The organism is Acidianus sp. HS-5 (assembly GCF_021655615.1).
Classification (GTDB): Archaea; Thermoproteota; Thermoprotei_A; order Sulfolobales; family Sulfolobaceae; genus Acidianus.
This window is the reverse complement of sequence record NZ_AP025245.1, coordinates 2515461-2533241: the sequence shown is the minus strand read 5'-3', so window position 1 is coordinate 2533241 and position 17781 is coordinate 2515461. Positions and strand designations below refer to the sequence as shown.

Below are 17781 nucleotides of genomic sequence, written 5' to 3'. Positions count from 1 at the left end.
TATCTCACCTTCTACCTTTCTTACCTCTATTCCTCTTACCGCCACCTCCTCTACCTTTCTTAAAGTTCTTTGTCTTTGGTGCTTGAGGTTGCGCTTTTCTTGGAGGAGGTTGCGCGTATTTAGTTTTTATCTCTTCTACTCTCTTATTTAACTGTTCCACTAATTGATCTCCTATAAATCTACCACTGTAATTATCAACTCTAGCAGCTATTGCTAACTTTGCTGCTAAAGCCCTTGCAATTTTTCCTCTCTGCCACCTCGGGGCTCCATGAATTGCAGGAAACTGAAATATAACACCGTGCTTTGGAGGCCTACTTCCCGATCTTAAAGCTCTAAATAAAGCTTTTTCTGCACCCAAGACTTGAATAGTACTTGCAGGCATTTTTGAGAATTCCTCTAAACTTCCTGCTAAACTCAATAATCTTGCTCCTAGATTTGCTCCTACTAATGCAGTAATATTTGGCGCAACTTCTTTCATTACTGAGTCTACATAATCTGCTAAACTATTACGGATATTAAATAATGATAATATTGCATCAGAAAGTTGCTTTATTGAATTTATATCATCTTCTGATATATCTGCTCCTATACTTTTACTTGCAGCATCGAGTATTTTCTTAGCTTGCTTCTCATCTACATTTATGCTCTTTAATCCTTCTAAAGTTATATTATCTCTATAACCGAAAGTTGAAACTATTTTAGCATAAGTTTCATGATCTTCCAACATTTTATCTAATTCTGGGAAGTGTAAACTATACCATTCCCTTAACCTTTCTGAGAAGAGGTTTATTGATTTATCAATATCATCCATAGCCCTAACTGCTTGTATTGCTAGTAAATCCCTTTTCTCAGCAGCAGTCCTTAATTTCCTCCTAGTGTATTCAAAGGAAAGCTGGTAAAGAAAAGCGTACAAGTCATCCTCGGAAGATGCAAACTTAGAATCTAAAGCGTATTTTACTATTGAAGATCTAAATAACTTGGCTGCTTTATGATTTAAAACAGCCGACGCTTTTACTTTAAGTTTCGGAATTTCGGCCTCATTCTCTACAATTACTTCACCTGGATTAAGTTTAGATATTAACTCTAAAGTTGAAGGAAAAGGTTCTCCTTTCTCATGATTTAAAAGAGTCTCAACTAGTTTACCGATATCCTTTGGATTAAGCACATAATCAACTAATTTTCCGTCTTCATCGAACGCAAATGTACCTATAGCATGCTCAACTAAGTATAACTTCATTATAGTCCCATTGCTTTTTCAACTGTAAGTTTAAATTCTTATTTATGTTATATTAAGTTGATATGCCATCCCACGGTTCGTTAACGAAGGCTGGAAAAGTTAGAAATCAAACTCCAAAGATCCAGCCGAAAGAAAAGAGCAAAGAAGTACCTAGAGTTAGGAATAAGAAAGAATTCGAGAAGAGAGTATTAAAGTCGTCTAAGGGAACTTCTAAGGAGAAAAATACATAAGCTTTTTTACATTTTATAATTATTTTTTCCTATGCTTGAAGGTTATAGAGGAATCGCTCTGCAAAGTTTATCACAAATTAATGCGGATATAGGAGATTTAATAGAAATAGAAAATAACGGTAATAACTATAAAGGAATTTTAATGCCTTCTTATTCTTCGTTTGATGATATAATAGTTATAAAACTTGATAATGGTTATAATATAGGAGTATCTATAAATTCAGCAAAAATAAAGATTATTAAGAAAAAAACTGAAAAAGAAAGAACTAATCAAGAATTAAGTAAAATTGGTAAAACTGAGGTAAAAATAATAAGTACTGGAGGTACCATAGTTAGTAAAATAGAATATGAAACAGGAGCAGTAAGACCTGCACTCTCTACTGAGGATATTGTAAAATTTATGCCAGAAATAAATAATATAGCTAAAGTTTCTGCTGAGGTACTTTTTGCGATACTTAGTGAGAATATGACACCAGAACATTGGATTAAAATTGCAGAATCTGTAAAAAGAGCATTTAATGAAGGTAATGAAGGAGTAGTAATTGCACATGGAACTGATACAATGGCTTACACTGCATCAGCATTAGCTTTTTCATTAAAGTTGCCTGGACCAGTAGTGCTGGTGGGCTCGCAAAGAAGCAGTGATAGACCAAGTAGCGATGCTGCAATAAACTTATACTCATCAGTTCTTCTAGCTAAGAAGGCTCCGTTCGGAGAAGTAGTGATAAACATGCATGGGGAAAGTTCAGATACCTATACTTTAGCTCATAGAGGAGTTAAAGTTAGGAAAATGCACACCAGTAGGAGGGACGCTTTCCAAACAATAAACGATAGACCTTTAGCTAAAGTAGAATGGAAAGAGAATAAGGTAGAAGTAATTAGGTCCGACTATATTCCTAAAAGAGATAAAATAGAGGAAGACGCAAAATTTGATAATCGCGTGTTCCTTCTAAAATATTATCCAGGATTGACTCCTGATATTTTAGAATATTTGATAGAGAAAAAAATCAGAGGAATGATTATAGAAGGTACTGGTTTAGGTCACGTTGCTACCTCATTTGTAGATTATATAAAGAAAATGGTAAAAGACGGAATATTTGTAGGAATGACTTCACAATGCTTATTTGGGAGAGTAAACATGAACGTTTATACTACGGGAAGATTACTACAAGACGCAGGAGTAGTTCCATTAGAAGACATGCTACCAGAGGTAGCAATAGTTAAACTGATGTGGGTTCTTGCACATGAGTCTGATCAAGAAAAAGTTAAGAAATTAATGCTCACAAATGTAGTAGGAGAAATAAATCCGAGGCATAGTTTAGATTTCTTCCCCAGGTGGTATCATGATTGATTACAACAGACTGGGATTAAAAGTAGGATTAGAAATTCACCAACAGTTAGACACTTCCACTAAGCTATTCTGCAATTGCCCAACTATACTCAGTGATGAGTACAAAAATGCGTTAGAAAGATACTTAAGACCTGTATTTAGCGAAACCGGAGAAATAGATGTAGCTGCTTTATTTGAGTGGGAAAAGAACAAGAAATATGTTTACAGAATACCGCAACAAGATACATGCCTTGTAGAATGCGATGAAGAACCTCCTCACAGAATGAGTGAAGAAGCATTATTAATAGGACTCGCAATGACGTTAGCTTTTCACGGTGCTCCTGTTGACGAAGTTTACGTCATGAGAAAAGTGGTAATAGACGGTTCTAATACTTCAGGTTTTCAAAGAACATCAATTGTAGGACTAGGAGGGTATGTGGAAGATGAAGATGGAAAAGTAAGCATTCAAACTATAGCAATAGAAGAAGATGCTGCAAGGAAAATTGAAGATACTAAAGATTCCATAGTTTATAATTTAGATAGATTAGGAATTCCTTTAATTGAAATTTCCACTGGACCCGATATTCATACACCAGAACAAGCAAAGAGAGTAGCTTTGAAAATAGGACAAATGCTAAGGTTAACTGGAAGAGTAAAGAGAGGGCTAGGAACTATAAGACAAGACCTAAATGTATCGATTTCAGGCGGAGTAAAGACTGAAATAAAAGGAGTTCAAGAACTGGATTTAATACCTAAATTAATAGAATATGAAGCAATGAGACAATTAAAACTCTTAGAAATAAGAGATGAACTAATAAGACGTGGAGCAACAAAAGAGAATATATCCTTAGATTATGTTGTTAAAGACCTTACAGATCTATTTAAGGAAACTAAGAGCAATGTAGTGTTGAAGGAATTAAAGAAAGGAGGTAAAGTATACGGAATTAAAGTTCCGTATTTTAGGGGAATCTTTGGAACTGAGCTAATGCCAAATAGAAGATTTGGAACTGAAGTTTCCGATTATGTAAAGGCTCTTGCGGGACTAGGAGGAATATTCCATATTGATGAATTGCCTAATTATGGCATTACTCAAGAAGAAGTTGATAAACTAAAAGATGAATTGAATATAACAAATAATGACGGGTTCGTGATAATTGTAGGAGAAAAATCTAAATTAGATCTAGCTGTTCAAGTGATTAAGGATAGAATACTGTATGCGCTAGAAGGAGTACCTAAGGAAACTAGAGGCGCTAATGAGGACGGTACAACTAGATTCTTAAGGCCACAACCTGGAGCAGCGAGAATGTACCCAGAAACCGATATTCCTCCAATCAGAATAACTGAAAATCTGACCAAAAAGGCCAAAGAGATTATTCCCCCTACTCCTGAGGAGAAATTAAAGAGTCTAGTTAGCTTAGGTTTGAGTGAAGAGCTAGCGAAACAAGTTCTAAACAGTCCTAGGCTAGACTCCTTTGATTACTTCGTTAGAAAGTATCCTAAAGTTTCTCCAGTAATTATAGCTACTACTTTAGAAAATAGTATAAAATCATTGAAATCTCAAGGAGGAGATCCAGAAGCGATAACTGATGATATTCTAGAAAACGTATTTAATGCGTTAAATTCTGGTAAAATATCAAAGGACTCCATACCAGAAATTCTTTTAAATTATAGTAAAGAGAAAAAAGAAAAGAGAAGCATAGATATTAATAAAATTATTAGTAACTTCTCTTCTCTAAGTGAAGAAGAACTAGAAAAGATAGTTAAGGAGACTGTTGAATCTTCAAAGGATGAAATAGCCAAAAGAAAGGATAAGGCATTCAATATTCTAATGGGTAAAGTAATGTCAAAGGTTAGAGGAAGAGCTGACGGTAAAAAGGTAGCAGATTTAATTAGGAAGGAGTTAGAAAATATTAATGGATGAAGAATTACCCCCGAACCCGAAAGATGACGAAAAGGCATTTGTCGGACCAATAATGTTAGATTTTTCTCTTCCTTTCGCTAATATTAAATCTATAAAAATAGAAGATGAAGACTTAAACATTGAACAATTACCACAACTTCTTAAACTATATAATGCCAAGGAAATTTTATGGAAATATAGGGCAAGAATAATAGGAGTTGACGGAAGTGAAATCGTTACTGAAGGAGATATTCCTAAAGAACCTTTTATAATTTTAACTCCATTACATATAAAATCAATTCCTTGGAGTTTTATTAAGATAAATAAGAGTACTCTAATAAACCTAATCAAAGATCTGATACCATGCAGTGAAGGAGAAGGATATTTTAACCCATCTCCTTGGGATAGGAAATTGCTAATAGATAAAAAATGGTATTATTTGCATGCAGGGGAACTGACAGAAAAAATTAGTATACAGACACAAGGATACGAAATAACAGATAAGATAGAAAGCAATTTTTACAATCCAAAATTCTATTTCCTAAATCCTTTCTATATAGAGGAAAGTAGAAAACCCATAAATTCCTCTAGCTTCATATCCTTGCAATCCGATTATGCATTATCATTAATTTCTTCAGATCCGTTCAATATAAAATTTGACTTAGGCAAAATAGAAATAGAGAGCGAGAACCCTGTTTATATTATTAAATCAAAAAGATGGAATGAAGCTAAGCCTGCAAGAATTTCATGGGATCTTAAAAACAATGTCATTAATTTAGACTGTAAACCTAAGTATAATGTAAGCCTATATAAGTTAGAACCGTCTTCAGTAATTCCATTATATCTAGACTATAAGGATAATGAACTGTTCTTGATTTTAGAAAATTTCTCAAATGATGATATAATCTCTACTATGATTTTCTCCGCTAGAATAGAAAGCGCAATAGCAGATGGAGAAGAATTAGTTACAGAATTTGATAGAGTAAGAATTCCAATAAGAAGATGGGGAATAAAAAATATTAGAATAAAATTAAGAAAATTAATAGAACCGTACTTAAAGAGGAAGATTATTGCTTAAGCATCAGAGATGACTCATAAGCACACAAAGGAACATCTATGCCATTACGTTTAAGAACCTTTTTACCTTCTGAACATAACATGCAATAATAATTAGACAAATCCTCATTAGTTCCGATGTATACTTTATCAACAAAATCCGATATCATTTCCATCATTTTCTTATCATGTTGTATTAGTTCTCTAACACCATTGCCTCTCTTTTTATTCATATAATTTGCAACTGCTGCTGGTGTTATGCCCATTTTCTTTGCCGCTTCATACAAAGGAAGTCCCTTCTCCTTTACAAGCTTAGTAGCAATTATAGACCTCACTGCAGGCAATATTTCCTTTACTGAAATTTCACATGGAGGAGTAACAGACATGAGTTTATCAATTGAAAATAGGATAAAGAAATATAAAAATATTTTGCATTATAACTCACAGGTCTTGCATCCACCTGCGTAGTTCTCATCTACTTCTACGAACTTCTTCTCCATTCTGAATGACGATGGAAGAACTTGTTGTTTCTTTTCTTGCTCTCTCTTCTCTTTTTCTTCTCTTTCCTTCTTTATTCCGAAGTATATTACTTGCTGAGATTTTGACTTGTCTCTATATATTGTTATCCCTTTAATTCCCAACTTCCAAGCTAGTAAGTATACCTTCTCTACAGTCTCTGGAGGTTCTTCAGTCCTAAGGTTTATTGTCTTTGAAGTCCCAGAGTCATTCCATTGCTGCCATGCTGCCTGGTGCAATAAGTGAAATTCTGGAGGTACTTCATGCGCAGTTCTGAAGAGTTTCCTGATTGTAGCTGGCATGAACATGTTTTCTCCCACAGTTCCTGTTTCTGCAATTTTCTTCACAACCTCCGGATTATCAAGCTCATAACGCCTTAAGTACTCTAAGAATAGTGGATCTATTTCCATGAATTTCCCTACTGCTACATTTCTGATAAAGGCTAAGGCGAAGAGAGGTTCTATTGATGATGAAGTTCCAGCTATTATTGATATCGTACCAGTTGGTGCTACAGATACTACTGTAGAGTTCCTTAAGCCATGCTTTATTCTCTCGGCTTTAAGTTCTGAGAAATCTAGTTTATCGACTACTACTGTTAGCTTTCTAACATAATCTGAAGGTTTTCCTTCTACCTTAGTTATTTCAAGTAAGTAATCGAACGGTCTTGCTGTTTCCCATATATCATGATACCTTAGAGGATCGTAGACTGAGAATGATCCTTTCTCTTTTGCTAACTCTATTGAAGTCTTGAAAGCATAATAGTAGATAAATTTAGCCAACTGATAAGATAAGTATATTGCATCAATACTATCGTAAGGTATTCCTAACTTAATTAACATTCTTGCTAAACCCATTACTCCTAATCCTACTTTTCTGGTCCGCTTTGTTGACCCTTCTATCTGCTTTAATGGATAGCGATTTGCATCTATTACGTTATCTAAAAGCCTTACTGCATATTTTACAGTCTCGGCAAGACTATCCCAATCAATTGTAGGTTTACCATTTACTTCTCTAACAAACTTCTCCAAATTGATTGAACCTAGGTTACAAGACTCCCAGGGTAATAGCGGCTCTTCCCCGCACGGGTTTGTTGCTTGTATTTTGCCTAAATACCACACTGGATGCCTCCTGTTTATCTCATCAATAAAGAGTAAGCCTGGATCGCCACCATCCCAAGCACTCTTTACAATCTCGTCAAATAACTGCCTCGCATTTACCCACCTTATTACTGCCCCTTCTTTTTCTGCAATTGCTAATGCCTCGTCTACCGTTATTATTTTACTCTCATCTAACCATACTGCACCGCCTTTCTCTTCAAGCTCGTTCAAGATCTCTTCTTGAACCCAGTCTTCATTCATGTAATTTCTGGCCTTTACTATATAGTAATCATGATCTGTCCCCTGAATCTTAGTTTTCCTTGGAGTAATCAGTGGTACTTCCTCTCCTCTCTCTACTTTTTCCATGAAGTAATCATATACTCCCACGGAGATGTTAAAATTCTGTAACTGGACATCTTTTAGCTTTCCAGACTTTGCGTGAATAAAATCCTCAATTTCTGCATGCCATACATGCATTACTCCCATGTTCGCTCCTCTTCTCTTTCCTCCTTGTTTTACTACATCTGTAGAAACATCAAAGATCTTCATGAAAGATACTGGACCGGACGCTACTCCAGCAGTTGACGCTACTACATCACCTTTCGGTCTTAATTCTGAGAAGTCAAAGCCAGTTCCTCCTCCTTGTTGATGAACTAAAGCCATTGCCCTTAACGTATCATAAATTCCGTCTCCTTCTTGGGTAGTCATTGAATCTTTAACTGGGAGTACGAAGCATGCAGAAAGTATGCCAAGCCTTGTCCCACTGTTCATTAGAGTTGGTGTATTGGGTAAGAACTTAAGATCGCTCATAATTTCGTATAATTTTTCCTCTATCCGTTTAACTTCATCTTCACTCTTGCCGTACTGTCCCTCAACTCCTGCCAGGAATCTAGCTACTCTTCTGAACATCATTTGCGGAGTTTCTATGTAACGCAAAGTGTTTGGGTCCTTAAGCAAGTATCTGGCTTCTAGTACTTTTAGCGCATTGTAAGTGAAAAGGAGATCCTTTGGGTCGAAGTCTTTCCATTTCCCTTTCCCGTAAACATGATTATAAATTCTTGCTAAGACGAACTTCTTTGCGAAGTCCATTAATTCTGGGTGCTCTAAAGAGTTCTCTATTAAATTTCTTTCAACAATATCTGCAATTGTCTTGGTGTCAATAGCATTATCCTTAGAATTCTGTATTACATCGTTTGCTATACCGTCTATGACTTCAGAGGGAACAAAACCGATCCTTACCAGAATTTTTTCCAGCTTGAACTCTTCCTTCCTACCGTCCCTCTTCACTACTTTAATCTTATTAAGCGATAATAAACTAACAGTACTAGTTTGCATTGCTATCATATTATATTGTTTTCTAACATTTAATAGGATAATTATAATCCGTTATAGTACTACCCCGTTAACTAGAAAAAAATAAATAGTGTATACAATTAAAAAATATATAATTAAGCTACTCTTATTTTTTGTTTAATAGTGTTCAAAGTATCTTGTGAAATATTACTCATCTTATGGCTCATTTTAGCGTGAACAGTCAATTGTTGAAGCAATTCGTCTTCGCTTGCCGCGCCTATTATTTCAAATCCACAATTCATTCCTATGTCAGCACAACTAAACGAGTATTTGCCTGACTTTTTAATAGCTTTCTTTATTTTATCTACTAACTCTGGAGGAATTGATGTAATTCCATGATCCATTTTTGCATGTATTTTTAACATTTCTAGCAGTTCTTCTTCGCTTCCAGCATTCATTACTTCGAACCCACAGTTCATTCCTATATCTGCACAACTGAACGTGTATTTCATGAGCAATAATAAGGAGCGATAATACAAAAGGATTAGTTAGAAGATTTCTAACACATCTGTTAATACCAGACATTCACATTTATTTTTATGAAGTTATTTTCAAAGAAAAAATACTACTTTGAATGCAAATCCATAGGAATGAATTGCGGATTTCAAGTAAAGGGATCTTCAAGTGAAGAAGAACTGCTAGAAATCCTTAAAATTCACGCTAAATTAGCCCACGGAATTTCACAAATGCCAGAAGATCTAGTGGATAAGATAAAACAAAATGTAAAGAAAATATGAAACATTCTTATAATTGCAGTAAAAACTCATTTATATAATTACTATAATAAATCTAACTTTGAGCACACAACCTTCGATAACTGTTACCTGGATATCTCTGTTCTATAATATTCTTATTACACTCTATTGGAGTTTAAAGGGCAACAATATTCCTCAAATTACGCAGCTATCTTCCGTATATCAGGGAAAAGATCTTGCACTTTAAAATCTCAGAAAGTATAAGATACAAACATTTATGCAGTTTTAGCAGTATAAAAAGAGGCCTTGAAGAATTTCGCAATCTTCTTTCAGTTCTATATTAGCTTATACAATGCTTTAACTATATCCTTAGCATAATACATGTTGACAAGGAAAAGACGTGTTATAAATACGTCGACTATACCCTAAGGAAAAGAAAGGTATTATGTTTACAAGCTAGAGTATAAATATGGTAAGATGAAAGATGCTTATGTCGATCCATTAATTGTTGTAGTTGAAACTTATCTAAAATTGAAAAATGAGTATCACAGCGGGCCCGCCGGGATTTGAACCCGGGACCACTGGCTCCGCAGGCCAGCACTCCGTCCTGGCTGAGCTACGGGTCCTAGATATTTTTCACATACGAGTTAAAGAAGCTATACCTAAAGTATTAAGGCCATTTCTCAGTACTGTTTCAACACCTTTAACAATGAATAACCTAGTTATCCTCTTTGATTCATTGGGTTCCTGGATAACTCTTTCCTTATCATACCAGGAGTTAAATACATCTGCAAGCCTTCTTAAAAACACTGTGAGAACTTCGGGTTGTAAATAATCCACAGAGCTGATAAATACATCTGGAAACTTAGCTATACTCAAAAGTATTATTCTCTTCTCATCTTTTAATTCAGTCTCATCTATCTTTGAAATATCTAGGATATCAGTAGACTTTGCCAATATATTATAAGCCCTGGCATAAGTGTATTGCAAATAAGGACCGCTATTTTCCTCAAAGTTTGCAACTCTTTTAACGTCAAAGGACACTGGCTTATTTGCTGACACTGAAACAATCGTATATCTTATAGCAGAATTAACTATTTCGTTAAGATTGTCTAAAATCCCTTTTTTCTCCTCGATTTTTGCCTTAACCGCCTCAGCTACTTTATCGTAAACCTCGTCTAGAGAGATGTATTTACCTAATCTTCCGCTCATCTTCATTCCTTGTAATGTGACCATACCATAAGAGAAGTGAATCAAATTAGTTGCGAATTTCCTCCATCCCAAGATATAAAGAGCAGCTCTTAACTGCATTTGTGGTATGGATTGCTGTTCTGCTATTACATTTATTACTTCATCTGCATTAAATTGCTTGAATTTATAAATAGTATATGCGATGTCTCTAACTGTGTATAACGATGTACCATCTGATCTCATTAAGACTAACGGAGGTATTTCTAAGCCTTTTGGAAGTCTTACCTCCTTCCTAATATCATCGTCAATATAATTTTGCAAATCCAATGCTACTGTACCCTTATAATCAATTTTAGCAGTTGAAGTTAATGCAAAATCTAGAACAAGCTTAACCTCATTATTCCACAAAAGATCGCTCTCATAATCAAAATTATCAAACGTTATATGTAGTTTCTCTAAGCTTTCCTTAAATCCTTCTAAAGCATAGTTAACATATTTCCTTACTATTTTCTTTATTTCCTCATTCCCTTTCTCATAGTTTTCTATTATTTTTGAAATTTCTCCTTCTGGATCTTTATCATTCATTATTTGTTCTGAAAGGGTGTTAAAATAATCTTGATTTCTTTTACTCAATTCTGAAGCTGAAATTAATAACTCATCTCTCCTAGCTATCTTTTCCTTATATTCAGAATCGTTAGTGATAGTCTTTAGCTCCTCATTTATCTTCTTAATTTCCAAGATAACGTTAGTCATTGCATAAATTAATCCTAACCATTGGTCTTTTTTATCTTCTTTTGAGGGTTCTGGATATCCTAGTTTTGAAAGCCCATAAATAAGTAAAGCTACCTGCCTCCCACTGTCATTAACGTAAAATCTTACGTTAACATTATGTCCTCTTGCTTTTAGCATTCTAGCTAATGTATCTCCAAGTATGGAATTCCTTAAATGCCCTATGTGTAAAGGATGAATAGGGTTAGCGCTTGTGTGTTCTACTATTATTCTTAAAGGTTTCTCAGTCTTAATTATACCATAATCCTCCGAGAAATTTGTAAAAATCTCCTTTAACAATTCCTTGTAGTTTAACTTAGCGTTAATAAATACTCCGTCTCTCCATACTTCCTTTATTAACCTTCCTTTGTATTCTTTAACCTCAACGTTAAAATTCTTCGTAACTGAAGGTAAAGGTAAGGCTAAATCGGCTATTTGCTCTTTCGTCGGATATTCAATACTATTTAAAACTTTCTCCTTATCCACACCGAGTAGGTTACTAAGATAATTTGCCAACTCGTCTTTTGCTTTTGCTAAAGCATACACAAGTGGTATTAGAGGGTTTGATTTTTAATTCTTTGTTACTTAACTCCATATTCATGAAAATAGCGGATATTTTAATAGTTGAAGATTCTTCAAAAAAGGTAAACGAAAATAATATAAAAGAAGCGCTTGAGAAAATAAATATTGAAAAAGTTGATAAAATAAATATAAATAGGATTCACATACCGGGCTTATCTGATGATGATATTTTAGGAGTTCATGTTATAGTGAGGGATGTTGCAGAAACGTGATATTTGTCCTTTTTATAAGAATGGATACTGCATTTCTCCAATGTTAGATTCTCCTTCAGATATAGTAGTCAGTGCAAATAGATGTTTTAAGACCTATAAGACCTGTAGGTATTATGTAGATCAAGGAGAAGAAAAGGAAGGACTAGAAAACTATCAACAAGATGAAAAAGTAGATCAAGATATAAAATTTTACCCTAAAATAAGCTTAATTCAGGAAAAAATAGACAGTGGTTGCGAATTCTTTCAGCTCATGAAAACCGAAAACGGCTTCATAGCTTCTTGCAAAATATTAAACAGGATAATTACGGAGGGCCAAGCAAGATTATGCTCAAAATACTGGCAATCGTGCCCGTTGAGACGCACCTAACTACTCTGTACCTAACTTTGCATATCTTCCATCTTCTAATAAAGTCACTTGCCCTTTTTCTGTAAGTCCCGCTAGAGCTCTCCTTATTTTATCTTCGCTTGCAATTCCAGATAACTTATTATGCAATTCTTTCAAGTTCATTGGCTTCTCAGTTAATAAATCAAGCAATATTTGCTTTAATTCTTCCTCATTAGGAGCTGTCATTACGACAACATCCTTGTCTGAATAAACAACTTTTAGTTTATTCTCAACATCTTCTGTTTCGTCTGCCTCTTTCTTCTTCCTCCTTCTGCTACTCATCACTATCCACTATTTTCTTTTTACTTTCCAGACTTTTAAATATTAATTAGAAATCGATCACGTTAATCCTTTTATACATGAGTATAATATATCATGTTTAGGCGAAATAATTTTGAGCCCTCCAGATTTTCTGAGGCATATAGCTAATAAAGTGCTAACCCCGAATACTCTAGATCCAAAAAGGTTAGATGAAGTAAGGAAGTTATTAGGAGAAGCTGAAAATAAATATAATTTTTCCGCATATGGAGGAAATCCTAAGAAACTTGCAGATTATTTATTAAGTCCAGATTTTACCGAGCTCGTATTTATTATAGGAATTGATCTAACAAAAAAATTATTGGAAGAAATAATTAACGATTATGATATAGAAGAAGTAAAAAGTACTGCAAAAAAACTTTTAGATGAAATTGATGGATACAAGGAGATTGAAAACTCTGATGCGTTATTATATAATAAAAATAGATTTTAACCAAATGAAGGCGTTGGAGCGGATTCTTCTCCTTCCTTCTTTCCTCCTTCTTTACCGCTCTTTATCTGAGAAGCTGCTATTAGATCATCGATCTTCAATACCGCAGTAGCTGCTTCAGTAGCGCTCTTCAATACTTGTCTCTTAACTCTTATCGGTTCTACTACATTGAGCGTATAAATGTCATCAACTATCTTACCGTTTATCGCATCAACTCCTGCGTTTACTAAGCCTTTAGCATGCTTTGCTCTAAGCTCCATTAGCGTGGAAATAGATTCCATTCCTGCAGTTTCTGCTAATATCATCGGGATTTCTTCTAATGCATCAGCATAAGCTTCAATTGCTAATTGTTCTTTACCACCTACTGTTCTAGCGTATTCTCTTAACCTCATAGCTAATTCTAGCTCAATAGCTCCTCCTCCTGGAACTATCATTGGCTCTAATAAGATGTTCCTTAGCGCGTACAATGCGTCATTAATACTTCTTTCTGCTTCATCTAAAGCCATATCATTTGATCCTCTTAATAATATATTAACTGCTCTAGGATTCTTCGCTCCTTCAATGAATACCATCTTATCATTTCCTACTTTCCTCTCTTCTACTAGCTCAGCATATCCTAGATCTTCGGGAGACGCATCCTTAATATTACTTATTATCCTAGCACCTAATGCCTTCTCTAATTTTTCAATGTCACTCCTCTTTACTCTCCTCACTGCCAATATTCCTTTCTTAGCTAAGAAGTGCTGTGCTATATCATCAATTCCTTTCTGGCATATCACTACATTTGCTCCTATTGCGGCTAACTTATCAACCATGTCTTTCAAGAACTTTGCTTCCTCATCCAAGAACGATTTTATTTGATCTGGACTTGTTATACTTATTTTGGCAGAAATTTCTGGCTTTTCTACTTCTAAAGACGCATCAAGAACTGCAATCTTTGCTTTCTCAATTCTTCTTGGCATACCAGGATGAACTACTTCCTTATCTAATACTATACCTTTAATCAGTTGGCTATCTTCTATACTTCCTCCTTTCTTCTTATCAATCTTAATTAAATCTAAAGCTACATTATAACCTCCAGCAGGTAGGGGTTCTGCAACTGCGGCCACTGCATCTATTATCATGTCCATTATCTTGTTAAATTCCTCACCTTCTGCAAGGAACTTGCTTGACATTGTTGTATAGACTATTTTTCTTAAATTCTCTCTAGTAGTTGAGGAATTAAGATCTGATACATCAAGTTTTGTTGCAACTTGGGATATCAACTCTAAAGATTTTGAAAATGCTTTTTTATAACCTTCAATTATGATTGTCGGATGAATATTCTGGTCAAGCAATGCATCGGCCTTCTCTAGTAAGAGCCCAGCAAGAACTACCGCACTTGTAGTTCCGTCACCTACTTCAGCGTCTTGTGCCTTAGCAGCTTCGACTAAAAGTTTGGCAGCGGGATGCTGAATTTCCATTTCCTTTACTATAGTTGCTCCATCGTTAGTTATTGTTACATCGCCAAAACTATCAATTAACATTTTATCTAATCCCTTTGGACCTAAGCTAGTTTTTAGCATTTCAGCTAAAGTTCTTGCTGCGACTATGTTATTCTTTAGAGCTTCTCTTCCAGAATTCCTAGAAGTACCTTCTTTGAATAATAAGACGGGAACTCCACCAGCAGACGACATTTCCTCACACCTTTCAGCAGACCTTTAGTATCGCTTATATATAAATTTAACTATTGTAACACATGGGATTAATTTAAAGAACATTAAGGAAAAAGTTCAAGAAAGTTTGATTTGCACTAAATGTGGTAAAAATCAAGCTGAAGTTCTAATTAGTGGTAAATATCTTTGTACTCATTGTGCTAGAAGCGAAATAGTAAAAAGATTTAGGAAAGAACTAAGCTCATCAAAATTCTTAGATAGAGAAGATAAGGTTGCGTTATTAACTACTGAAAGTTTTATGGATGTCACTGAGCTGATAGAAAAACTTCTGCATAATATATGTAAATCATGCAATTTAGATATTTCTATTTATAAAATAGGCGAAGAAGAGAACATAAATAAAACATTATGGAAGATTATGATGAAAATCAGAGAAATTGAATTTAAAAAAATTATATTACCATTTACAGCAGATTTCTTTTTATCGTATCTAATTTATTCAATTAGTACTGGAAATATGGGTTATTTAGATTTATACTCACTCATTGTAGACTATAGCTCAAAGAAAATCTTTATACCTTTCTATTCTACGCCAAGATTCGAGCTTTTAGGATTCTCTGAAGTAACCGGGGAGTTAAAAACTGAAGATGCATTTTTAAATGAAATAATAAAATGGGCTAGTAAGCAGTTTACAGACAACGAAATATATCACACATTTGGTAGTTCAATTAACATAATTAGATTAGAGAATAGAAGAAGATGTAAGATTTGTAACGTGATTATTGAGAGTGGAGATTATTGTAAATACTGCTCAGAGTCTTTTTCTCATCTTTATTTAAAATAACTTCAAAAGCTAAAACTTGAGGAGAAGGTTTAAACTTTGATGGCGATATAGGACCTTCTGCAGTATAATAAAAATATCCTAAAGTTAAAATTTCCTTAAAACCTTCTGGATCTACAGAGTAATAATCTTGTAAAGCCTGAACTACATTTATCTGTGCCTTCAATTCTTTCATACTCATAACATATTCACATACTTTACACGATAAATCTGGCATTATGGAGTTAAATCCACATTTAGGACATCTTATAGGCGAAACTATGCCATATAAGTTCCAATTATACCTTAATACATCTATTAGGTCTTTCCTATTTCTTTTTACTGCCTCTCTGTAAAGTTTTGGAGCTAGATCTACTATAGCCTTTTTTGTATTATAAACTATGAATTCAAATTGATCGCAAGTAGTTTTTTCAATATCGGTTATCCTAACTAATCCCATTGCAATGTACTCCATCATAGCATCCTTATTGGCGGTAAGTCTGTTAATTATAGTCCTTGATTTAGGTTTAGTCTTAACTTGACCTACTGCGGCAACAAAAGGCTCTTTCAATATTTCTTTATATTCCTCAGGCTTTAACTTAAGAAAAGATATCCCCAGGCCTAAAACTACCTCATCTAAATATTCGTCCAATAGCGCTTCTGCATCAACGAATTTTTCCTTCTTCTGGGCCTTTTTCTTCTTAGTCTCCTTTTGCTCTTCACTGCTTTTTTTCTTTCTGGGCAAAAATCATTCCCTTACACTGACTGGGCAAGATCTAAGAAATCTAAAGGAAGTATTTTCTTTTTGGACGTATATTCCTGGTACTTGTTATCCAAAAATGCCAAGAATATAGGGCAGTTATCATACCTGCCTTCTCTATTACATTTTTTATTACTATCATTGTTACTTAACATAAGGAAACAATTAGAAGTTTTCTTATCATAATAAGGACACAGTTTATAATAAGTTTTAGCGCTTTTTAACATCTTATCAATCCATATTTTCTTATGATCCTTTTTTTCGGCCTCTTTTTCAGCCTTTGCTAGCGCTTTATTTATTTCGTCTTCAGTCATTTTAACTGATTTGTTTGAAGACAAACATTCCACCTCAAGTGAAGTCTGGATACATTTGATTAAATAGATTACTACTACTCTATTTAGCTTTTTTGTCCTCGAGAAAAATAAGAGTTTGCATAATTAAAGCATAATAAAAGTAAGGAGTGACAAAAAATTAGCACAAAGAAGTAGAAGATTTTAGCAGTTTAGTTTTTCTTTAAAGGATTTAGAGAATCCTATTCTCAGGCCTAATTTTGGATCCTGATATAAGTAAACTATTCTCTTAGTCTGTAATTGTCTTAGAACTTTGAATAGCCATCCCATATCTGCTTTGTATTCCTCTTGAATTTGGTCAATGTAAACATAGGTTGATCCCCATTGTTTGTATTTGTTTATTAAATATAACAGAATATCTCTTTCATCATCGTCTAATTTCTCAAGAATTTCTTTGATACAAACCGTTGGATCATTGTTTTGTTGTTTCTTTACTGTGTTACTGGTTTTTGAGTCAATAAACGACAAAAATGCCTTCTCTTGTTTTTCTTCCTTTTGTTCACTTTTGTTGTTTATTGGTTCTTTAACCTGATCTAGCATTTGCTTAGCAATAACAAGCATTTCCTTAAACTTGGAATTAGAGAATGAGTCGACTATAGCCTTAGCCAAATTTTCTCCTTGCGGAGTAAGATACCATCTACCTCCGTCTTGGTAAACTAATCCTTTCTTTTTCCAGTAACTTAGATAACTACTGATGTACTTAGTTTGATATCCTAAATTAGAGGCTATTTCAGACGTTCTTAAAGGCCTCGCATGCAGAAGTATTATTATAGCCTCGACAAGCTTTGATCTAGGAGAGCTCTCTAGCTGTTTTGTTAGTTCCTCAGAAATCTCAATGTCTTTGTCTGTCACACTAATATTTATTCGCCAAAATTTAAAACGGAATAATTAGATTC

20 protein-coding genes and 1 tRNA gene are annotated in these 17781 nt (G+C 34.3%); 10 read left to right on the top strand and 11 right to left on the bottom strand.

Translation table 11 applies throughout. The features are described from left to right. Positions 1-4 precede the first annotated feature (4 nt). Positions 5-1237: a C/D box methylation guide ribonucleoprotein complex aNOP56 subunit gene (locus HS5_RS14105; RefSeq protein ID WP_236751989.1), complete on the bottom strand. Its 1233-nt coding sequence runs from the start codon at positions 1235-1237 to the stop codon at positions 5-7. 62 nt (positions 1238-1299) lie between these two features. Between HS5_RS14105 and HS5_RS14100 the strand changes: the two genes are divergently transcribed. From HS5_RS14100 to HS5_RS14085, 4 genes are read left to right on the top strand one after another with little or no spacing between them, the layout of a single operon-like run. Beyond that, positions 1300-1467: a 30S ribosomal protein S30e gene (locus HS5_RS14100; RefSeq protein WP_236751988.1), complete on the top strand. Its 168-nt coding sequence runs from the start codon at positions 1300-1302 to the stop codon at positions 1465-1467. Positions 1468-1498: 31 nt separating this feature from the next. Further along, a complete protein-coding gene (gene gatD, locus HS5_RS14095) occupies positions 1499-2818 on the top strand; it encodes a Glu-tRNA(Gln) amidotransferase subunit GatD (RefSeq protein ID WP_236751987.1) in 1320 nt (439 codons plus the stop codon). Continuing rightward, entirely contained in the window at positions 2811-4718 is a 1908-nt protein-coding gene (gene gatE, locus HS5_RS14090) for a Glu-tRNA(Gln) amidotransferase subunit GatE (protein ID WP_236751986.1), read from the top strand. Before gatD ends, gatE begins: the two co-directional genes overlap by 8 nt. Beyond that, on the top strand, positions 4711-5775 hold the full coding sequence (locus tag HS5_RS14085) for a hypothetical protein (RefSeq protein WP_236751985.1): 1065 nt from the start codon (positions 4711-4713) through the stop codon (positions 5773-5775). The genes gatE and HS5_RS14085 overlap by 8 nt, the downstream gene beginning before the upstream one ends. Here the strand turns inward: HS5_RS14085 and HS5_RS14080 are convergent. The 3 genes from HS5_RS14080 to HS5_RS14070 all read right to left on the bottom strand — a co-directional run bounded on the left by HS5_RS14080 (position 5765) and on the right by HS5_RS14070 (position 9171). Beyond that, positions 5765-6139, bottom strand: a complete 375-nt coding sequence (locus tag HS5_RS14080; protein WP_236751984.1) for a transcriptional regulator — start codon at positions 6137-6139, stop codon at positions 5765-5767. The two genes, HS5_RS14085 and HS5_RS14080, sit on opposite strands and share 11 nt — an antisense overlap. Positions 6140-6187: 48 nt before the next feature. After that, positions 6188-8701 carry an adenosylcobalamin-dependent ribonucleoside-diphosphate reductase gene (locus tag HS5_RS14075; protein ID WP_236751983.1) on the bottom strand — a complete coding sequence of 838 codons (2514 nt, stop codon included), beginning with the start codon at positions 8699-8701 and terminating at the stop codon, positions 6188-6190. 113 nt (positions 8702-8814) lie between these two features. After that, complete coding sequence (locus HS5_RS14070; RefSeq protein WP_236751982.1) at positions 8815-9171, bottom strand: DUF1059 domain-containing protein; 357 nt, start codon at positions 9169-9171, stop codon at positions 8815-8817. 87 nt (positions 9172-9258) lie between these two features. On the opposite strand from HS5_RS14070, the gene HS5_RS14065 reads away from it, so the two are divergent. Then, positions 9259-9456, top strand: a complete 198-nt coding sequence (locus tag HS5_RS14065) for a DUF1059 domain-containing protein (RefSeq protein WP_236751981.1) — start codon at positions 9259-9261, stop codon at positions 9454-9456. A gap of 435 nt (positions 9457-9891) precedes the next feature. Then, positions 9892-9984, top strand: a complete 93-nt coding sequence (locus tag HS5_RS14060) for a putative integrase (RefSeq protein ID WP_236751980.1) — start codon at positions 9892-9894, stop codon at positions 9982-9984. Here HS5_RS14060 and HS5_RS14055 read toward each other — a convergent pair. Together HS5_RS14055 and HS5_RS14050 are read right to left on the bottom strand one after the other, a co-directional pair. Further along, positions 9966-10040, bottom strand: a tRNA-Arg gene (locus tag HS5_RS14055). The genes HS5_RS14060 and HS5_RS14055 overlap by 19 nt on opposite strands. A gap of 10 nt (positions 10041-10050) precedes the next feature. Next, on the bottom strand, positions 10051-11919 hold the full coding sequence (locus HS5_RS14050) for an arginine--tRNA ligase (RefSeq protein ID WP_236751979.1): 1869 nt from the start codon (positions 11917-11919) through the stop codon (positions 10051-10053). 53 nt (positions 11920-11972) lie between these two features. Between HS5_RS14050 and HS5_RS14045 the strand changes: the two genes are divergently transcribed. Both HS5_RS14045 and HS5_RS14040 read left to right on the top strand, forming a co-directional pair. Next, positions 11973-12167: a hypothetical protein gene (locus HS5_RS14045; protein ID WP_236751978.1), complete on the top strand. Its 195-nt coding sequence runs from the start codon at positions 11973-11975 to the stop codon at positions 12165-12167. Beyond that, positions 12154-12534 (top strand): hypothetical protein, encoded by a 381-nt coding sequence (locus HS5_RS14040; RefSeq protein WP_236753603.1) that lies wholly within the window; start codon positions 12154-12156, stop codon positions 12532-12534. Before HS5_RS14045 ends, HS5_RS14040 begins: the two co-directional genes overlap by 14 nt. Here the strand turns inward: HS5_RS14040 and HS5_RS14035 are convergent, their stop codons facing one another. After that, complete coding sequence (locus HS5_RS14035) at positions 12535-12834, bottom strand: hypothetical protein (protein ID WP_236751977.1); 300 nt, start codon at positions 12832-12834, stop codon at positions 12535-12537. A gap of 109 nt (positions 12835-12943) precedes the next feature. On the opposite strand from HS5_RS14035, the gene HS5_RS14030 reads away from it, so the two are divergent. Beyond that, a complete protein-coding gene (locus HS5_RS14030; RefSeq protein ID WP_236753602.1) occupies positions 12944-13303 on the top strand; it encodes a hypothetical protein in 360 nt (119 codons plus the stop codon). On the opposite strand, the gene thsA is transcribed toward HS5_RS14030, so the two are convergent. Beyond that, the gene (gene thsA, locus HS5_RS14025; protein WP_236751976.1) at positions 13300-14976 is read right to left on the bottom strand and encodes a thermosome subunit alpha; all 1677 of its coding nucleotides are present in this window, start codon (positions 14974-14976) and stop codon (positions 13300-13302) included. The two genes, HS5_RS14030 and thsA, sit on opposite strands and share 4 nt — an antisense overlap. A gap of 106 nt (positions 14977-15082) precedes the next feature. Here thsA and HS5_RS14020 point away from each other — a divergent pair, with 106 nt between their 5' ends. Next, positions 15083-15799 (top strand): hypothetical protein, encoded by a 717-nt coding sequence (locus HS5_RS14020; RefSeq protein ID WP_236751975.1) that lies wholly within the window; start codon positions 15083-15085, stop codon positions 15797-15799. Here HS5_RS14020 and HS5_RS14015 read toward each other — a convergent pair. The 3 genes from HS5_RS14015 to HS5_RS14005 form a co-directional block, all read right to left on the bottom strand. Beyond that, on the bottom strand, positions 15735-16520 hold the full coding sequence (locus HS5_RS14015) for a hypothetical protein (protein WP_236751974.1): 786 nt from the start codon (positions 16518-16520) through the stop codon (positions 15735-15737). The genes HS5_RS14020 and HS5_RS14015 overlap by 65 nt on opposite strands. An 11-nt stretch (positions 16521-16531) precedes the next feature. Beyond that, positions 16532-16873: a hypothetical protein gene (locus HS5_RS14010; RefSeq protein ID WP_236751973.1), complete on the bottom strand. Its 342-nt coding sequence runs from the start codon at positions 16871-16873 to the stop codon at positions 16532-16534. Between the two features lie 156 nt (positions 16874-17029). Continuing rightward, positions 17030-17737, bottom strand: coding sequence for a replication initiator protein WhiP (locus HS5_RS14005; RefSeq protein WP_236751972.1), 708 nt, complete (start codon positions 17735-17737; stop codon positions 17030-17032). Between the last annotated feature and the right edge of the window lie 44 nt (positions 17738-17781).

Coding starts and splice junctions, on each gene's coding strand:
- HS5_RS14105 (WP_236751989.1), bottom strand. CDS start 1,237: ATGAAGTTATACTTAGTTGAGCATGCTATAGGTACATTTGCGTTCGAT.
- HS5_RS14100 (WP_236751988.1), top strand. CDS start 1,300: ATGCCATCCCACGGTTCGTTAACGAAGGCTGGAAAAGTTAGAAATCAA.
- gatD (WP_236751987.1), top strand. CDS start 1,499: ATGCTTGAAGGTTATAGAGGAATCGCTCTGCAAAGTTTATCACAAATT.
- gatE (WP_236751986.1), top strand. CDS start 2,811: ATGATTGATTACAACAGACTGGGATTAAAAGTAGGATTAGAAATTCAC.
- HS5_RS14085 (WP_236751985.1), top strand. CDS start 4,711: ATGGATGAAGAATTACCCCCGAACCCGAAAGATGACGAAAAGGCATTT.
- HS5_RS14080 (WP_236751984.1), bottom strand. CDS start 6,139: ATGTCTGTTACTCCTCCATGTGAAATTTCAGTAAAGGAAATATTGCCT.
- HS5_RS14075 (WP_236751983.1), bottom strand. CDS start 8,701: ATGCAAACTAGTACTGTTAGTTTATTATCGCTTAATAAGATTAAAGTA.
- HS5_RS14070 (WP_236751982.1), bottom strand. CDS start 9,171: ATGAAATACACGTTCAGTTGTGCAGATATAGGAATGAACTGTGGGTTC.
- HS5_RS14065 (WP_236751981.1), top strand. CDS start 9,259: ATGAAGTTATTTTCAAAGAAAAAATACTACTTTGAATGCAAATCCATA.
- HS5_RS14060 (WP_236751980.1), top strand. CDS start 9,892: ATGAAAGATGCTTATGTCGATCCATTAATTGTTGTAGTTGAAACTTAT.
- HS5_RS14045 (WP_236751978.1), top strand. CDS start 11,973: ATGAAAATAGCGGATATTTTAATAGTTGAAGATTCTTCAAAAAAGGTA.
- HS5_RS14035 (WP_236751977.1), bottom strand. CDS start 12,834: ATGAGTAGCAGAAGGAGGAAGAAGAAAGAGGCAGACGAAACAGAAGAT.
- thsA (WP_236751976.1), bottom strand. CDS start 14,976: ATGTCGTCTGCTGGTGGAGTTCCCGTCTTATTATTCAAAGAAGGTACT.